The following is a 15,816-nucleotide window of genomic DNA, read 5'->3' as shown; positions in this document are numbered from 1 at the left end:
CCATGACGGGCGGCGAGCTCACGGATGTCGCAGCCGACCTCAGGGCGATCATCGTCGATGCCGGCATCACCGACAATGTCGAACTCGTCGCGCGCATCCTCGCGACGGGTGTCGGCCTCGGCGAAGACGGCACCGAACGGCTCGATCTCAAGATCGCCGCCGCGGCGCTCTCCGAGATGCGTTCGGCGTTCCGGCTGTTCGCGCCCTACCGCGACGTGCCCAAGGTCACCGTGTTCGGGTCGGCGCGCACGAAGCCCGACGACGCGCCCTACCGCGCGGCGTCCGAGGTCGCCGCGGCGCTCGCCGAGCGCGGCTGGATGGTCGTCACGGGCGCCGGTCCCGGCATCATGCAGGCCGCGGCCGAGGGCGCCGGGGCAGACCGGTCGCTCGGCGTCGCGATCCGGCTGCCGTTCGAGGAGAAGGCGAACTCGGTCATCGCCCAGTCGGCGAACGTCGTGTCGATGAAGTACTTCTTCACGCGCAAGCTCATGCTCGTGAAGGAGTCGCGCGGGTTCGTGTGCGTCCCCGGGGGCTTCGGCACGCTCGACGAGATGTTCGAGCTCCTCACGCTGCAGCAGACCGGCAAGGCCGAGCCCGTGCCGATCGTGCTCCTCGACGAGCCGGGCGGCACGTTCTGGACGGGCCTCAAGCGCTTCGTCGACGAGCAGCTCGTGGCCTCGGGCGTCGTGTCGCCCGACGACCTCGACCGCGTGCTCATCACCGACTCCGTCGAGGCCGCGGCGCACGAGATCACCGACTTCTGGCGCAACTACGACTCGCTGCGGTGGGTCGGCGACCGGCTCGTGCTGCGGCTGCGCGCCGAGCCGACCGACGGCGAAGTCGCCTCGCTCAACGAGCGTTTCGGCGATCTGCTCCTGTCGGGCGCGATCAAGCGGCGCGGGCCGCTCAAGGTCGAACGCGAAGACGACGACCGGGTCGAGCTGCCGAGGCTCGTCATGCGCTACGACCAGCACGAGGTCGGCTCGCTCTTCCACCTCATCCGCGCGATCAACGAGCTTGCGAGCGCGCCCGCAGGGCCCGTCGAGGCGCGCTGACGGCTCGCCTGCGCGTCGGGCGCACCGAGACATCCGGATGCCTCGCGGCGGCCGCCGCTCCGGCGACCGCTGGTGGCGCCTTCCCAGCCGTCATCCGGTAACGTAGTGAGGTCCGCAACGAGGGGATGCGGACTGAGAGCTGAATAGAGGAGGCCGGCGGCCATGGATATCGACCTCAGTGTGCTTCGCATGATGGAGCGCGAGAAGGAGATTCCGTTCGACGAATTGGTGCAGATCATCGAACAGGCCATCTTGATGGCCTATCTCAAGCACACCAACCCCGGCCAGCACGGCCACGCGAACCCGAGCGGCGCGCGCGCCGAACTCGATCGCAAGACCGGTCACGTCTCGGTGTACATCTCCGAGTACGACGATGAGGGCAACGTCATCGGCGAAGCCGAAGACAGCCCGAGCGACTTCGGCCGCATCGCGGCCTTCGCGGCGAAGCAGGTCATCAACCAGCGCCTGCGCGACCTCGCCGACGACGCCGTCCTCGGCGAGTTCCGCGGACGCGAGGGCGACATCGTCGCGGGCGTCATCCAGCAGGGCCCCAACCCGCGGATGATCCACATCGACCTCGGTTCGGTCGAGGCGATCCTGCCGCCGGAAGAGCAGGTGCCCGGCGAGGAGTACCCTCACGGTCAGCGCATCCGCGTCTATGTGACGAGCGTCGCGAAGGGCGCGAAGGGGCCGCAGATCACGGTCTCGCGCACCCACCCCGCACTCGTCCGCAAGCTCTTCGCGCTCGAGGTGCCCGAGATCGCGTCGGGCGTCGTCGAGATCGTCTCGCTCGCTCGCGAGGCCGGCCACCGCACGAAGATCGCGGTCCGAGCGAACCAGCCGGGCGTCAACGCCAAGGGCGCGTGCATCGGCGAACTCGGCCAGCGCGTGCGCGCCGTCACCGCCGAACTCGGCAACGAGAAGATCGACATCGTCGACTGGAACGAAGACCTCTCGACGTTCGTCGCCTCGGCGCTCTCGCCCGCGAAGGTCACGAAGGCCTACGTCGTCGACGAGTCGCTCCGCGCCGTGCGCGCGCTCGTCCCCGACTACCAGCTGTCGCTCGCGATCGGCAAGGAGGGCCAGAACGCCCGCCTCGCTGCGAAGCTCACGGGCGCGAAGATCGACATCCAGCCCGACACGGCAGGTTGAGCGCGCGGCCGCCCGCTGCGCCCGATCGGGGCGTTCAGCGGGCGGGCCGGTGCAGAGGTGTAACATGGACCCCGTCAGAACGTGCATCGGTTGCCGTGCGCGCGCTCCGCGATCCTCGCTCATGAGGGTCGTCCTCCGAGATTCCCAGGTCGTCACCGATGTGTCGGCCGTGCTTCCCGGCAGAGGCGCGTGGCTGCATCCGACGCTCGAGTGCTTCCACCTCGCCGACCGACGCCGCGCATTCGCGCGAGCGCTCAAAGCGGTGGGGCCGGTAGACCCGAGCGAAGTAGAGAACAGGCTGAACGGCACAGTGATTCCTCATGAGTGACAACTAATGAGCGGCTCGAAATGAGACCCGTCCGTTAAATCGGTCTGCCCTGTCCGGGTGCAGACCCGGAACAGGAGAGAAGTGGCTGCCAAACCACGCGTACACGAGATCGCATCCGAGCTCGGAGTCGACAGCAAGGTCGCACTCGAGAAGCTCAAAGAGATGGGCGAATACGTCAAGGGCCCGTCGTCCTCGATCGAACCCCCCGTCGCCCGCCGGCTGAAGGCCGCGCTCGAGGCTGCGGGCACCCCCAAGGCTGCGGAGGCTCCCAAGCCCGCCGCCGCTGCGCGCCCCGGCGCGCCCAAGCCCGGCCCCAAGGCGCAGGCCCCCGCCCCGACGCCCGCGCCGAGCGCGCCGACTGCGACCGACGCCCCTGCAGCGCCCGTCCCCGCGGCACCGCTGACGGTGGCCGAGCGCCAGGCGCTCGCCGAGAAGGCGGCCGCTGAGAAGGCCGCCGCTGAGAAGGCCGCTCCGGCCGAGTCCGCGGCCGAGGCTGCGGCGTCGGATGTCGCGAAGCCCGCCTCGGGCGCACCCAAGCCCGGCGCTCCGCGCCCCGCGGCCGGCCCGAAGCCCGGCGGCGCAGCCCCGCGCCCCGGCAACAACCCGTTCTCGAGCTCGCAGGGCATGGGCTCGCGCCCCGCTCAGCCGCGCCCGGGCAACAACCCGTTCTCGAGCTCGCAGGGCATGGGCCAGCGGCCCTCCCCGGGCAACATCCCGCGGCCGCAGGCTCCGCGCCCCGGTGCTCCGCGTCCTGGTGCTCCGCGTCCCGGCGCGCCTCGTCCGGGCGGCCCCCGCCCGGGTGGCGGCGGCGGCTTCCAGCGTCCCGGCGGCGCCGGTGGAGGCGCTGGTCGCCCCGGCGGCTTCGGCGCGCCTCGTCCGGGCGGCGCGCCCGGCGGCGGCCCCGGCGGCTTCGGCGCCCCGCGTCCCGCGGGCGGCGGCGGCGGTCGCGGTCGCGGCCCCGGCGGCGGCACGGCCGGCGCGTTCGGTCGTGGCGGCGGCAAGTCCAAGTCGCGCAAGTCGAAGCGGACGAAGCGGGCAGAATTCGAGATGCGGGAGGCCCCGTCGCTCGGCGGCGTGAGCGTTCCCCGCGGCGACGGCAACACCGTCATCCGGATGCGCCGTGGCGCGTCCATCTCCGACTTCGCCGACAAGATCGACGCGAACCCCGGTTCGCTCGTCACCGTGCTCTTCCACCTCGGTGAGATGGCGACGGCGACCGAGTCTCTCGACGAGGCCACCTTCGAGGTGCTCGGCGCCGAGCTCGGCTACAAGATCCAGATCGTGTCTCCTGAAGACGAAGACAAGGAGCTCCTCGAGGGCTTCGACATCGACCTCGACCAGGAGCTCGAGGACGAGACCGACGAAGACCTCGAGCAGCGTCCGCCGGTCGTGACCGTCATGGGTCACGTCGACCACGGTAAGACGCGACTCCTCGACGCCATCCGCAACGCGAACGTCGTCGCGGGCGAAGCCGGCGGCATCACGCAGCACATCGGTGCGTACCAGGTGCACACCGAGCACGAGGGCATCGAGCGCGCGATCACCTTCATCGACACCCCGGGTCACGAGGCGTTCACCGCCATGCGTGCCCGTGGTGCGCAGGTGACCGACATCGCGATCCTCGTGGTCGCGGCCGACGACGGCATCATGCCGCAGACGATCGAGGCGTTGAACCACGCCCAGTCGGCCGACGTGCCGATCGTGGTGGCGGTCAACAAGATCGACAAGCCCGACGCCAACCCCGCCAAGGTGCGCCAGCAGCTCACCGAGTTCGGCCTCGTCGCCGAGGAGTACGGCGGCGACGTCATCTTCGTCGACGTGTCGGCTCGCGAGGGCATCGGCATCGACGCGCTCCTCGACGCCGTGCTGCTCACGGCCGACGCCGGTCTCGACCTCCGTGCGAACCCCAACAAGGACGCGCGCGGTGTCGCGATCGAGGCGAAGCTCGACAAGGGCCGCGGCGCCGTCGCGACCGTGCTCATCCAGTCGGGCACGCTGCGCGTCGGCGACGCGATCGTCGCGGGAACGGCCTACGGCCGCGTGCGTGCGATGGCCGACGAGAACGGCGCCCCCGTCGAGGCCGCGACCCCGTCGCGTCCCGTCCAGGTGCAGGGTCTCTCGAGCGTTCCGCGCGCCGGCGACACCTTCCTCGTCACCGAAGAAGACCGCACCGCGCGTCAGATCGCCGAGAAGCGCGAAGCCGCCGAGCGCAACGCCCTGCTGGCCAAGGCCCGCAAGCGCATCTCGCTCGAGGACTTCACCCGTGCGCTCGAAGAGGGCAAGGTCGAGTCGCTCAACCTCATCATCAAGGGCGACGTGTCGGGTGCCGTCGAGGCACTCGAAGAGTCGCTCCTCAAGATCGAGGTCGACGACTCGGTGCAGCTGCGCATCCTCCACCGCGGTGTCGGTGCGATCACCGAGAGCGACATCGACCTCGCGACGATCGACAACGCGATCGTCATCGGGTTCAACGTGCGCCCCGACGTCAAGGCGCGCGAGCGCGCCGCCCGCGAGGGTGTCGACGTGCGGTTCTACTCGGTCATCTATAACGCGATCGACGACATCGAGAACTCGCTCAAGGGCATGCTCAAGCCCGAGTACGAAGAGGTCCAGTCGGGTGTCGCCGAGATCCGCGAGGTGTTCCGCTCCTCGAAGTTCGGCAACATCGCGGGTGTCATCGTGCGCTCGGGCACGATCACGCGAAACGCCAAGGCGCGGGTCATCCGCGACGGCGTCGTGGTCGGCGACAACCTCGCCATCGAGTCGCTCCGTCGGTTCAAGGACGACGTCACCGAGGTCCGCACGGACTTCGAGGCGGGCATCGGCCTCGGCAAGTACAACGACATCCAGATCGGCGACGAGATCGAGACGATCGAGATGCGCGAGAAGCCTCGCGCGTAATCCCAGGTGAACGGCCCTCGCGGAGCGAGGGCCGTTCCCACCTCGGGCGAGGGCAAGGAGAGGAATCATGGCCGACCCGCAACGGGCCAGGAAGATGGCCGACCGCATCAAGGAGATCGTCGCGCGCCGCCTCGACAAGGGGCTGCGCGACCCGCGCCTCGGGTTCGTGACGATCACCGACGTGCGCGTCACGGGCGATCTGCAGCACGCGTCGATCTTCTACACGGTGTACGGCACCGACGAGGAGCGCACCGACTCCGCCGCCGCCCTCAAAGCTGCGACGGGCATGCTGCGCTCCGAGGTGGGGCGCAACATCACGGCGCGGCTCACGCCGACGCTCGAGTTCATCGCCGACGCGGTGCCCGAGAACGCGCAGCACATCGCCGACCTCCTCCGTGAGGCGCGCGAGCGCGACGCCGAGACCGCGGCAGCGGCGGCGACCGCCGAATACGCGGGCGACGCCGACCCCTACGTCAAGCCTCGCGAGGTCGAAGACGACGTGGAGTACGACGAGATCGACGACGAGGCATCCGACCTCGCCGACGATGCAGAACTGGGCGGTGCGCGCTAGACGCGAACCGCTTCGCACCACCGCGATCCGTCGCGGATCGCCCTTCGCGCACTGCGAAGAGGGCGATCTGCGACGGATCGCGTGTTTCTGGGTACGGGGCGCGGGGCGTGGGGCGTGCGGGGCCCTTATGCAGTGAGGAGCCCCGCGTCGAGCACGAACTGGGCGCCCGTCGCGTAGCGCGCACGGTCGCTTGCGAGATAGCGCACGAGCTCCGCGACATCCCGCGTCTCGATCCACGGAACCCCCGGAAGGAGGTTGCCCGCGCTGCGCTCGGCGATCTCGGCGGGCGTCGAGCCCTCGAGGGCTGCGAGGCCGTCGTTCATGGGCGTGTCGACGCCGGTGGGGTGGATCGAGACGACCCGCACGCCGAACGGGGCGAGCTCGATCGCCCACGCCTTCGTGAGGCCTGTGAGGCCGTGCTTCGAGGCGACGTAGTGCGAGAGGCGATTGCCGCCGCGGAGCCCCATGACGCTCGAGTTGTTGACGATGACGGCGTGCTTCGACGCCTTCAGGTGGGGGATCGCCGCGCGGCCGACGAGGAACGGGCCCTTGAGGTTGATGTCGAGCATCGCGTCCCACTCGTCTTCCGTCATCTCGTCGGCGGCCGCGTAGGCGACGATGCCGGCGTTGTTGACGAGGATGTCGAGCCCGCCGAGTTCGTCGACGGTCGCCGTGACGGCGCGTCCGACGGCATCGGCGTCGCGCACGTCGCCCGTGAACGCGAGCGCGCGGCGCCCGAGCCCTTCGATCTCGGCGATGAGCGACACGAGCTCGTCGGGAGTGCCCTGGCCGTAGGCGGGGTAGGAGATCTTCGCGGCGACGTCGAACGCGGCGACGTCTGCGCCGTCGGCCGCGAGGGCGAGGGCGATCGCGCGGCCCTGCCCGTGGGCGGCGCCCGTGACGAAGGCGACGCGGCCGGCGAGGTCAGTCGACACGGGTGTCACCCGCCTTGCGGTAGTCGTAGAGCACCTCGTCGAGCGGAACGCGCCCGACGGTGTTGATGAGGTTCGTCGCGACCATGAGCCCCGCGAACGCGAGGAGCACGAGCCGCGTGTGCGGATCGAACGTCGACTCGACCTGCGCGACGACATCGGCCGGGATGTCGTTCGGGGTTCGGGCGATCGCGCGGCCCCAGCGCATGAGGACTGCCTCGGCGTCGGTCGGCTGCGGGTCGTCGGGATCGGCGCCCGAGTCGATGAGGATGCGTCGGAAGAACACCGAGCAGATGAGGCAGTCGTTCTCGTCGCTGATCGCGTACGAGAAGAGCGTGACGGCGCGCTCGCCGACGAGGGGGACGAGTTCGTCTTTCAGCGTGTACCACTCCATGTATGCGTCGAAGCTCGGCACGTGGCCGAGGAGGGTCGCCTTCATGTTCGTGATGCGGCCGCCGTGGAGCCTGAGCTGCCGGTCGGCTGCGGCCTGCTGTTCGGGGGTGAGCCGATCGAGGTCGGTCTCGGGGAGGAACGCCATGCCGGGGAGTCTACGACGGCGGGCCGGTCGCTTTTCCGATATTTCGTGTGAATGCGTATTGACACGGAATATCCGATCGGCGTTAATGGGCATTGTCATGAAAACGAAGCGCGACTACGTCATGCGCGATCGGGCCGAACAGGTCGAGCGCACCCGCGACGCGATCCTCGCGTCGGTCGTCGCGCTCGCCTACACGACCCCCCTCTCACTCCTGACGCTCGAGCGCGTCGGTCGGCAGGCCGGGGTTTCGGTGCAGACCGTGCTCCGCCAGTTCGGCAGCAGAGAGGCGCTGCTCGAGTCCGCGAACGCATGGGCGACTCGCGTCGTGCTCGACGAACGGCCCGCCGACCCCGCGCAGTTCGAGGCATCCTTCGAGGCGCTCATCGACCACTACGAATTGCGCGGCGACGGCGTGCTCCTGCTCCTCGGCCAAGAGAGCTGGGAGCCCGTCGCACGCGAGGCGACCGCGGGCGGCAAGGCACTGCACCGCGACTGGGTCGAACGGCTCTTCGCCCCGCAGCTCGCCCAGGCGATCGACCCCGACGCACTCACCGACCAACTCGTCGTCGTCACCGACGTCTACGCGTGGAAGCTCCTGCGCCGCGACCGCGGCCTCGACCTCGCCACCACCGCCCGCCGCATGCGCGGCCTCGTCGACGCCGTGCTCGCGGCGAACGACGCCTCTCCGGCCGGCACGCCGGCTCGCACCGCTCAGACCCCGCGGACTGAAAGGCATCGTCATGCCACGCATCCTCTTCATCGGCGTCGAGGGCGGCGGCAACGTGCCGCCGACCGTCGCCGTCGCGAGCGCCCTCGCGGCACGCGGACACGACGTCCGCATCGCCGGCATCCGGCTCCGCCGGGATCGACCCTCGGGCGGAGACATCCGGACCACCCCCCTCGCGAGCCTCGAAGGCTTCCCTCGTACGGCGAAGTCGACGACGCTCCGCACCATCGCGGACTTCGCCGGGCTCGCCGCCTCGCGCGACATAGCGGCTGAGATCTCCGCGCTCATCGAGACCCGCCGCCCCGACGTCGCCGTCGTCGACTGCATGATGCTGTCGTCGGTCGGCGCTGCGGTGCGTGCGGGCGTCCCGACGGTCGTGCTCATGCATTCCCTCGCATCGTTCTTCCTCCGCGGCTGGCGAACCGGCCCGATCGGCCTCATCGCCGGCGCGCGAGGGTCGCGGCCCCTCGCGGTGTGGCGCGCCGCCGACGCGATGCTGATCGCGACCGAGCGAGATCTCGACGGATTCGAGCACGGGCTGCCGCTCGAGCACGCCGAGTGGACGGGGACGACCGAGCAGGGTGCGGCCCCCGCCCCGCGCGACCCGGCGCTTCCGCCTCTCGTCCTCGTCAGCCTCAGCTCGATGTGGATGCCTGGGCAGGCGGACGTCTACCGTCGCATCCTGACGGCGCTCGCCGAACTGCCGGTGCGGGCGATCGTGACGACGGGCGGCGCCGAGATCGAAGGCGTGCTCGACGCTCCGCCGAACGTCGAGATCCGGGTGCGGTCGCCGCACGAGGAGATTCTGCCGCACGCGTCGCTCGTCATCGGGCACGGCGGCCACTCGACGACGTTCAAGGCACTCGCGCACGGCGTGCCGGTGGTCGTCCTCCCGATGCATCCGCTCATCGACCAGCCGATCGTCGGCCGTGCGGTGGAACGAGCCGGACTCGGACGGATGCTCCCGAAGAAGGCGTCGCCTGCCGCGATCCGCAGCGCGGTTTCGGACGTCTTGCAGGACGGACGGGTCGCCGCGGAGGCCTCCGGCATGGGGGAGCGGCTCCGCGAGCGCGACGGCGCCGCAGCGGCGGCGGACCGGATCGAGCGCGTCCTGACCACGCGCGCCGCGGTCCGGGCGGGTGCGGCGAGCGAGTAGTCGAGGTGGCGCGCCCGAGGCCCCGCGTCAACCCGGAAGCGCGAGCACTCCATCCGATGCCTCGGCGAGGCCGTCTGAGATGAGCGAGGCGATCGCACGTTCGCGCTGCGCCGGATCGGGCCACTCGGGGAGCACCTCGTCGAGCGGGACGGCGAGCGGCGCGGCATCCCGGAGCGACTTCAGCACCGCCCCGCGGGCCTGCCGGTCGCTGCCCTCGTAGCGCGCCTGCGTGCGCACGCGAGGGGCGTCGTCGGGCGGCGAACCCGCCGCGCGCCACGCGCACAGATCGGCCACGGGACATCCGTCGCACTGCGGGGCGCGCGCCGTGCAGACGACCGCGCCGAGCTCCATCGCTCCCGCGTTGAACGCGCGCGCGTCGGCCGGGTCGCGGGGGAGGAGCGCCGCCATCGCGGCGAGGTCGCGGGCCGGCGACGGCGCCCCGGCGCTCGCGCGGCCCTCGATGGCACGTGCGATGACGCGTCGCGTGTTCGTGTCGACGACGGGATGCCGGTCGCCGAACGCGAAGGCCGCGACCGCGCGTGCCGTGTACGGGCCGACGCCCTTGAGGGCGAGGAGCGCGTCGAGGTCGCGCGGCACTTCGCCGCCGTGCCGCTCGACGATCTCGGTCGCGGCAGCGTGCAGCCACAGAGCGCGGCGCGGGTAGCCGAGGCGGTCCCACGCGCGCACGGCGTCGGCGGGCGGCGAGGAGGCGAGGGCGGCGGGAGTCGGCCAGCGCTCGATCCACGCCTCCCACTTGGGCTGCACGCGCGCGACCTGCGTCTGCTGCAGCATGAGCTCGCTCACGAGGACCGCCCACGGCGAGACGTCGGCCGCTCGCCACGGCAGCGGGCGCGCGGCATCCGCGAACCACGCGTTCGCGCGCGCCGCGAACGCGACGGCGTGCGCGTCGATCGTCGTCGCGGTGGTGGGCATTCCACCAGCGTAGGCGCGCGGATGTCGCGCAGTGCCCCGAACCGGCGGGAGACGGGCGGATGCCTCGCCGCTACGCTCGAAGCATGCGACTCGTGACGACGCCGAGAGTGGCATTCCTGCGGGGGATCGCCGACACGGTCCTCGCCCGCTTCGGGCGAGGACGCATGATCGTCGCGATCGACGGACCGCTCCGAAGCGGCAAGTCGGCGTTCGCCGACGATCTCGCGGCCGTGCTCGACGAACGCGGGCACGCCGTGTTCCGCGCGCGCATGGAGGACTTCCACCGCTCGCGCGCCGATCAGGCGCAGTTCGGCCCCGACACGGCCGAGCGGTACTACCGGTACGGATACGACGAGTCGGCGCTCAGACGCTCGCTCGTGGAGCCGTTCCGCCTCGGGGGATCGGCGGCGTTCGTGACGAAGGTGTTCGACCCCGCGCGCGACGTGTGGGTCGAGCCGAAGTGGCTCACGGGACCCCCCGACGCGATCCTCGTGGTCGACGGCCGGTTCGTGCTGCGCGAGCGGCTCGAGGGGCTGTGGGACTCCCGCATCGCGGTCGCGGGCGATCCTGTCGACCCCGCCGACGTCATCGCGTACGAGGCATCCGACCCGCGCGAGATCGCGGATGTCGTCGTCGATCTGTCGCTTCCGGCACGTCCGAAGCGAGTCGTTCGACAACCGTGACCGCAACTTTCGAAGAAAGTCGGATGTTTCTTCGGAAAGCTCTGGACTTCTGCGGCCGACCCCCGACATACTGAGGATCACTGCCATCCCCCGATCGGCATGCCCTGAGCCCCCTGAAGCCCCACCCCTGAGACCCGACCTGCTCGCACTCGTGCCCCCGCGCGAGCGCGTCGATTCGCCGACGGCGTTCCCCGACGTCCGTCCATGTCGCAGTCGAGTCATCCGCCCCGGGTTCGGACGTGCCGCTTCCACCCCCTGGAGCACACGAATGCGCAATCGCAGTCCTCGAACGTCACAGCAACCCGGTCGAAGGCCGCGCCTCGTGAGAGCCGCCGCGGCGATCGCAGCCGCGGCACTCGTCGCCGGCGGCCTCGTCGTCGTCGGCGCCGCAGCGCCCGCGTCGGCCCACACGGGCGACCTGCACGCTACGGCCGTCTGCAACCCGAAGACGGGCGACTACGACGTCGCCTACACCCTCGAACTCACGCAGGTGGACAAGAATCTCACCGGGTCGACGAAGTGGCGCGTCGGCGACGACGACTTCGACGGCACCCCGACGAGCTCGAAGGGCATGAACGAGGGTCCGATCGCGTCGAAGGGCAACGTCACCCTGAAGCTCGGCACCCGGACGCTGCCGGGGAACACGAAGGGCAACGGCCCGTGGGTGTACGCCTACACCGAGTGGAACGACCGCTTCGGGAAGGGCTCCGACGGCCGTGTCGAGAACCTCAAGGGCGACTGCGGCGGCGGTGGCGGCGAATTCACGAAGGTGAAGATCTGCCACTGGTCGGGCGGCAAGTACCAGCGCATCGAGATCGACTACGCCGGACTCGAGAACGGGCACGCGCACCACTCGAAGGACATCTACCCGTACTACTCGTACACGAAGAACAAGAAGACCTACTCGGGCGGCCCCCAGGGCGACCAGAGCCTCCTCCAGTACGAGAACTGCGAGAAGCCCGTCACGAAGGTGCCCGTGCCCGCGAAGCCCTCGCGCGAAGACGTGTGCGGTACGGCCGGCGACCGGATCATCGAGCCCGCGCCCGTGACGGGCGTCGTCTGGGAGATCTCCGCCGTGAAGAACGGCAAGGCGACCGCGACGGCGAAGACCCTCGAGGGCTTCAAGTTCGCCGACGGCAAGACGTCGGAGACGTGGACGTTCAAGTTCAGCGACGCGCTGTGCAAGATTTCCGTGCCTGTGCAGCCCGCGTTCTCCGACTCCTGCGGTCCCGACAACGAATCGTTCACCGAACCGGTCGACACCGTGTCGATCGACTGGACGACGGTGTACGGCGACGGCACCATCACGGTCACGGCCGCGCCCCAGCCCGGATACTTCTTCGACACCCACGAGCCGGTTAAGACCTGGCCGCCGTTCGTGATCGACGACAAGCCGTGTCCGCCGAAGGTCGTGACCTTCGGCGACGCGCCGACCGGGAGCGACACCTGCGGTCCCGACAACGGGGTCCTCGAGATCCCGCAGGTCGCCGAAGGCGCGCACTATCGCTTCGTCGTGGACGGCTCGGAGGCCGAGGGCCGGGTGGTCGTCACCGCCGTCGCCGACGAGGGCTTCACGTTCGACGAGGGTCAGCAGCAGGAGTGGGTGTTCGGCTACGTGAACACCCCGTGCGTCGAGCTCGGCGCCGAGCCCACCGCCACCGACCTCTGCGGCGTCGACCTCGACGGGATCGTGCTGCCGTCCGCCGCGGTCGAGCACCTGACCTGGCGCATCGAGGGCGACGCGAAGTCGGGCTTCGCGACCGCGATCGCCTCGACCGACGAAGGCTTCACCTTCGCCGACGGCACCGGCGAGCGCACCTTCGGGTTCCAGTTCAGCGACGTCGACTGCATCCCCGCGTCGCTCCTGGGGTCGGTCGCGACGGGCGTCTGCGAAGCGGATGTCCCGTGGATCTACTTCCACGTCGCACTCGACGACCCCGACCAGCAGTCGACGTCGCGCGAGGCGTTCCTCGTCTTCACCGACGGCACCAACACCGAGCGCATCGCCCTCGGCGAGATCGACCCGGTGACGGGCGTGCTGGACGACCGCGTGCTGTGGCCCGGCGCGTCGGTCGACGGCGCCGGCAACCCGACCGGCTGGCCGGGCTGGACCCAGGACGCCTCGGGCGAGTGGGTCGAGACCACGGGCAACTTCGCCTGGACGCGCAGCCTCACGACCGCGACGATCGAGGTCAACCCCGACCTCGCCGTCGACGTCTCGTACCCGCCCGCGACGCCCGAGTGCGTCTCGGGTCCGCGCGGCGGCGGCGACGGTGAGGCCCGCGCAGCCGGCCTCGCCTCGACGGGCTTCAACGGCACGCCGTTCGCGATCGGCGCGGGCATCATCGTGCTCGCAGGCATCGCGTTCGTCGTGATCTCGGTGGTCCGCAAGCGCAAGCGCGCCTAGCCCGAACACCACCGAAACTGAAGCGGGGCCCGGGCGACCGGGCCCCGTTTCGGTGTCGGAGGGCGGCCGTGCCGCGCCGAGAACGCCGTTGCGGCGTCGGGGCCGTCAGCCGCCGAGCACGGCGAGCACGCGCTCGCGCGGCAGGTATCCGCCGCGTTCGACCTCGTGCACGAGCGCGACGAGCGCGGCGTTGACGGGCGCGTCGACACGGGCGAGGGATGCCTCGCGCACGACGGCTCCGTTCAGGAAGTCGATCTCGGTGGGCTGCCCGCGGCGGAGGCTCTGCTGCGTCGACCCGAGGTTCGGCACGTCGCCCATCCGCGCGGCCAACCGGCGGGGCACGGCCTGCGCGACGCGCAGCGGGGAACGGGCGAGCCGTCGGAGCATCCGGTCGTCGAGTCCTTGCAACGTGCCGAACCGCACGCCGCGCGCGATGCCGACGCGCACGCACTCGCGCATCGACGCCGTGACGACACGGCGGAGACCGCGGTCGGCGATGACCTCCTGCACGCTCTGCCCGACGATCGCGGGCACGGCGTTCAGCATGTTGACCGTGAGCTTCGTCCACTGCGCGCCGCGGAATCCGGGGATCGCAATGACGGGGATCGCGTCGGAGAGCACGGCCGCAAGACGCGTGCACTCGGCGTCGGGCTCGCCGTCGCCTCGGCCGAGGTAGCTCTGCGCCGTCGCCGTCACGCGCACGACGCCCGGCTCCGTGTAGTTCGCGGCGACGATCGACAGGAGCCCGTAGCACGTCGACCGGGGGAGGAGGCGGGCGGCGGTGTCGACGCCCTCGAGGCCGTTCTGGACGACGACGACGGGCACGCCGTCGATCACGTCGGCATTCGCGGCGAGCGCGGCCTCGCCGTCTTGCGCCTTCGTACAGAGGAGCACGAGGTCGGGTCGCACGGTGAGCGTCTCGTTCGCCGCGATGATCGCGTGCGTCGAGCCGTAGCCGCCCGAGAGCCGGATGCCCCCCTCGCGGATCGCCGCGAGGCCCGCGCCGCGCGCGGTCGCTTCGACGTCGTGGCCTGCGCGCGCGAAGAGCGCCGCGAACATGCCGCCGAGGGCGCCCGCGCCGATGATGCCGATCCGCATCCCTCAAGCCTAGGGCGGGGCGGCTGTTAGCCTGGATCGCGTGAACAGCGGCATCCTCCTCGTCGACAAGCCGAAGGGGATCACGAGCCACGACGTCGTCGCGCGCGTGCGCCGCCTCGCCGGCACCCGCAAGGTCGGGCATGCGGGCACCCTCGACCCCATGGCGACGGGCCTCCTCGTCCTCGGCGTGAACCATGCCACCCGGCTCCTCCACCACCTCGTCGGGCTCGACAAGGAGTACCTCGCGACCATCCGGCTCGGGGCGTCGACGACGACCGACGACGCCGAGGGAGAGGTCGTCGCCGAGGCATCCGAAGCATCGATCGCGGCCGTCTCCGGCGAGGCGATCGCCGAAGAGATCGCGAAACTCACTGGCGAGATCGACCAGGTGCCGAGCGCCGTGTCGGCCGTCAAGATCGACGGCAAGCGCGCATACCAGCGCGTGCGCGACGGCGAGACCGTCGAGATCGCGCCGCGCCGCGTGACGATCTCGGCGTTCGAGGTCCTCGAGACGCGCCGCGCGCCAGACACCGTCGACCTCGACGTGCGCGTCGAGTGCTCGTCGGGCACCTACGTCCGCGCGCTCGCGCGCGACCTCGGCGACGCGCTCGGGGTGGGCGGGCATCTCACGGCACTGCGTCGCACGCGCATCGGCCGCTTCGCGGTGGCGGATGCCCCTGAGCTCGACGATCTCGTCGTCGAAGACTCGATGCTCTCCGCGGCCGACGCCGCCGCCCGAGCGTTGCCGGTCGTGACGCTCGACGACCGGCAGGCCGTCGATCTCGGCCACGGCAAGCGCATCGCGGCCCCCGACGATGCTCCCAGAGACATCCCGATCGCCGCCGTCGCCCCCGACGGGCGGCTCGTCGCGATCGTCGAGCGCCGCGGCGCCGCGCAGTTCAAGGTCGTGACGGGGTTCCCGTCGGAGACGTCGGCACAAGCAGGAGAAGGACGCGCATGATCGACTGGTACACCTGGCTGCAGCTCGGGGTCGCGGTCGCCGCAGGCCTCCTGTGCGTCGGGCTGGGGCTTGCGGGCCGCAAGCCGAGCGACCTCTCGATCGGTGCGCTCGCGGTCGTCGAGCTCCTCCTCGTGGGCCAACTCGTCGTGGCGATCGTCGCGCCCGCGCTCGGCAACGAGCCGACGGGCAGCGTGCTCGAGTTCTGGATCTACCTGGTGACGGTCGTGCTCCTCCCACTCGCCGCCGCGTTCTGGGCGCTCCTCGAACGGAACCGCTGGTCGACCGTGATCCTCGGCGTCGCAGCCCTCGCGGTCGCCGTCATGATCTATCGCATGTTCCAGATCTGGACCGTGCAGCAGGCCTGAGGGGGCCTT

Annotated in this window: 15 protein-coding genes; 11 read left to right on the top strand and 4 right to left on the bottom strand. The window is 70.9% G+C overall.

From position 1 onward, the window contains the following. The first annotated feature begins 2 nt into the window (after positions 1-2). From ET445_RS14880 to rbfA, 5 genes are all read left to right on the top strand, one after another. A complete protein-coding gene (locus ET445_RS14880; RefSeq protein ID WP_129191965.1) occupies positions 3-1,055 on the top strand; it encodes an LOG family protein in 1,053 nt (350 codons plus the stop codon). Between the two features lie 162 nt (positions 1,056-1,217). Next, positions 1,218-2,207, top strand: a complete 990-nt coding sequence (nusA, locus tag ET445_RS14875; protein WP_129191964.1) for a transcription termination factor NusA — start codon at positions 1,218-1,220, stop codon at positions 2,205-2,207. 64 nt (positions 2,208-2,271) lie between these two features. After that, on the top strand, positions 2,272-2,535 hold the full coding sequence (locus tag ET445_RS14870; RefSeq protein WP_129191963.1) for a YlxR family protein: 264 nt from the start codon (positions 2,272-2,274) through the stop codon (positions 2,533-2,535). 81 nt (positions 2,536-2,616) lie between these two features. After that, the gene (gene infB / locus ET445_RS14865; RefSeq protein WP_129191962.1) at positions 2,617-5,436 is read left to right on the top strand and encodes a translation initiation factor IF-2; all 2,820 of its coding nucleotides are present in this window, start codon (positions 2,617-2,619) and stop codon (positions 5,434-5,436) included. A gap of 67 nt (positions 5,437-5,503) precedes the next feature. Beyond that, the gene (gene rbfA / locus ET445_RS14860) at positions 5,504-6,007 is read left to right on the top strand and encodes a 30S ribosome-binding factor RbfA (protein ID WP_129191961.1); all 504 of its coding nucleotides are present in this window, start codon (positions 5,504-5,506) and stop codon (positions 6,005-6,007) included. A gap of 125 nt (positions 6,008-6,132) precedes the next feature. On the opposite strand, the gene ET445_RS14855 is transcribed toward rbfA, so the two are convergent. Together ET445_RS14855 and ET445_RS17645 are read right to left on the bottom strand one after the other, a co-directional pair. Then, positions 6,133-6,942 carry an SDR family NAD(P)-dependent oxidoreductase gene (locus ET445_RS14855; protein WP_208008436.1) on the bottom strand — a complete coding sequence of 270 codons (810 nt, stop codon included), beginning with the start codon at positions 6,940-6,942 and terminating at the stop codon, positions 6,133-6,135. Further along, positions 6,932-7,477, bottom strand: a complete 546-nt coding sequence (locus ET445_RS17645) for a carboxymuconolactone decarboxylase family protein (RefSeq protein WP_208008433.1) — start codon at positions 7,475-7,477, stop codon at positions 6,932-6,934. The genes ET445_RS14855 and ET445_RS17645 overlap by 11 nt, the downstream gene beginning before the upstream one ends. Before the next feature lie 97 nt (positions 7,478-7,574). On the opposite strand from ET445_RS17645, the gene ET445_RS18135 reads away from it, so the two are divergent. After that, the gene (locus tag ET445_RS18135; protein ID WP_165314415.1) at positions 7,575-8,477 is read left to right on the top strand and encodes a TetR/AcrR family transcriptional regulator; all 903 of its coding nucleotides are present in this window, start codon (positions 7,575-7,577) and stop codon (positions 8,475-8,477) included. Between the two features lie 52 nt (positions 8,478-8,529). After that, positions 8,530-9,360 (top strand): glycosyltransferase, encoded by an 831-nt coding sequence (locus tag ET445_RS18520; RefSeq protein WP_341769756.1) that lies wholly within the window; start codon positions 8,530-8,532, stop codon positions 9,358-9,360. 27 nt (positions 9,361-9,387) lie between these two features. Here the strand turns inward: ET445_RS18520 and ET445_RS14840 are convergent, their stop codons facing one another. Then, positions 9,388-10,293: an HhH-GPD family protein gene (locus tag ET445_RS14840; RefSeq protein WP_129191957.1), complete on the bottom strand. Its 906-nt coding sequence runs from the start codon at positions 10,291-10,293 to the stop codon at positions 9,388-9,390. Positions 10,294-10,376: 83 nt separating this feature from the next. Here ET445_RS14840 and ET445_RS14835 point away from each other — a divergent pair, with 83 nt between their 5' ends. Both ET445_RS14835 and ET445_RS18125 read left to right on the top strand, forming a co-directional pair. Next, positions 10,377-10,976, top strand: coding sequence for a nucleoside/nucleotide kinase family protein (locus ET445_RS14835; RefSeq protein ID WP_129191956.1), 600 nt, complete (start codon positions 10,377-10,379; stop codon positions 10,974-10,976). 322 nt (positions 10,977-11,298) lie between these two features. Then, on the top strand, positions 11,299-13,383 hold the full coding sequence (locus ET445_RS18125; RefSeq protein ID WP_243695225.1) for a hypothetical protein: 2,085 nt from the start codon (positions 11,299-11,301) through the stop codon (positions 13,381-13,383). Positions 13,384-13,488: 105 nt separating this feature from the next. On the opposite strand, the gene ET445_RS14825 is transcribed toward ET445_RS18125, so the two are convergent. After that, positions 13,489-14,481, bottom strand: a complete 993-nt coding sequence (locus ET445_RS14825) for a ketopantoate reductase family protein (protein ID WP_129191955.1) — start codon at positions 14,479-14,481, stop codon at positions 13,489-13,491. Positions 14,482-14,521: 40 nt separating this feature from the next. Between ET445_RS14825 and truB the strand changes: the two genes are divergently transcribed. After that, the gene (truB, locus tag ET445_RS14820) at positions 14,522-15,442 is read left to right on the top strand and encodes a tRNA pseudouridine(55) synthase TruB (protein WP_208008431.1); all 921 of its coding nucleotides are present in this window, start codon (positions 14,522-14,524) and stop codon (positions 15,440-15,442) included. Further along, entirely contained in the window at positions 15,439-15,807 is a 369-nt protein-coding gene (locus ET445_RS14815) for a hypothetical protein (protein ID WP_129191953.1), read from the top strand. Before truB ends, ET445_RS14815 begins: the two co-directional genes overlap by 4 nt. Positions 15,808-15,816 lie beyond the last annotated feature (9 nt).

It is taken from the genome of Agromyces protaetiae, assembly GCF_004135405.1.
GTDB classification, from domain to species: domain Bacteria; phylum Actinomycetota; class Actinomycetes; order Actinomycetales; family Microbacteriaceae; genus Agromyces; species Agromyces protaetiae.
Note: the sequence above shows the minus strand (reverse complement) of the source record. Positions and strands in the feature narration are given on the sequence as shown.

Bases quoted from the DNA above. Each gene is read 5' to 3' on its own strand.
- ET445_RS14880 (WP_129191965.1), top strand. From the start codon at position 3: ATGACGGGCGGCGAGCTCACGGATGTCGCAGCCGACCTCAGGGCGATC.
- nusA (WP_129191964.1), top strand. From the start codon at position 1,218: ATGGATATCGACCTCAGTGTGCTTCGCATGATGGAGCGCGAGAAGGAG.
- ET445_RS14870 (WP_129191963.1), top strand. From the start codon at position 2,272: ATGGACCCCGTCAGAACGTGCATCGGTTGCCGTGCGCGCGCTCCGCGA.
- rbfA (WP_129191961.1), top strand. From the start codon at position 5,504: ATGGCCGACCCGCAACGGGCCAGGAAGATGGCCGACCGCATCAAGGAG.
- ET445_RS17645 (WP_208008433.1), bottom strand. From the start codon at position 7,477: ATGGCGTTCCTCCCCGAGACCGACCTCGATCGGCTCACCCCCGAACAG.
- ET445_RS18135 (WP_165314415.1), top strand. From the start codon at position 7,575: ATGAAAACGAAGCGCGACTACGTCATGCGCGATCGGGCCGAACAGGTC.
- ET445_RS18520 (WP_341769756.1), top strand. From the start codon at position 8,530: ATGATGCTGTCGTCGGTCGGCGCTGCGGTGCGTGCGGGCGTCCCGACG.
- ET445_RS14840 (WP_129191957.1), bottom strand. From the start codon at position 10,293: ATGCCCACCACCGCGACGACGATCGACGCGCACGCCGTCGCGTTCGCG.
- ET445_RS14835 (WP_129191956.1), top strand. From the start codon at position 10,377: ATGCGACTCGTGACGACGCCGAGAGTGGCATTCCTGCGGGGGATCGCC.
- ET445_RS14825 (WP_129191955.1), bottom strand. From the start codon at position 14,481: ATGCGGATCGGCATCATCGGCGCGGGCGCCCTCGGCGGCATGTTCGCG.
- ET445_RS14815 (WP_129191953.1), top strand. From the start codon at position 15,439: ATGATCGACTGGTACACCTGGCTGCAGCTCGGGGTCGCGGTCGCCGCA.